This is a genomic window from Pseudomonas sp. MD195_PC81_125, from assembly GCF_014060985.1.
GTDB lineage: Bacteria > Pseudomonadota > Gammaproteobacteria > Pseudomonadales > Pseudomonadaceae > Aquipseudomonas > Aquipseudomonas parakoreensis.
The window spans coordinates 1-613 of record NZ_JABULD010000975.1; the positions used below are offsets into that span (position 1 = coordinate 1).

Genomic DNA, 613 nt, shown 5'->3' on the forward strand with positions numbered 1-613 from the left:
CCGAGTGGCTGGATTTCACTTGTGGGGTAGCCTGATCGGCAGCGGGCAGGGCGAAAGCAGTGCTGGCTAGCATCGACAGGGTAAGGCTGAGCAGTAATTGGCGTTTCATGATGGGTTGCTCCTTGGGAGGGCGATAAAGTGGGTACGGAGCCAATGCTACTCTCGATAAGTCGATATAAAAGTTCATAAACGCAATGGTAATAATCAACAGAATTGATTGTTCTGCCGAGGCGCTCTAGCTCGGGCGTTTGCGGGCGGTGGTTTTGCACCGCAGTGGGTATTTTCGACTCACTCGCGCCTCGCAAATGTGCGGGCAGCGGTAACGCTGTTCGACCAATCAGTCAGCATTCGGGCGATTTTTTGCCACGGAATCTATATTCCGATTAAACCTGCGCACTGTTTGCCAGTCGTAGATTTCATGAGGGCCGCTTTGGCCCGCCGTTTCAGCTGTGCGTCGCGAAGTCGGCGTGCGGTCGTCATCAGGAGTTTTGTGCATGACGCGCACCGGGAAAATCTTCAGTTGGACCTTCGCCATCCTCGTACTGCTGCTGGCGGTACTCGTTCTGATCATCGTGTTCTTCGATTGGAACCGGATCAAACCGCCGCTCAACGC

1 protein-coding gene is annotated in these 613 nt (G+C 54.3%); it reads left to right on the forward strand.

What is annotated here, in order from left to right:
• Positions 1–494 precede the first annotated feature (494 nt).
• A partial coding sequence (locus HT737_RS30680) for an AsmA family protein (RefSeq protein WP_182404694.1) occupies positions 495–613 on the forward strand: 119 nt, incomplete at its 3' end.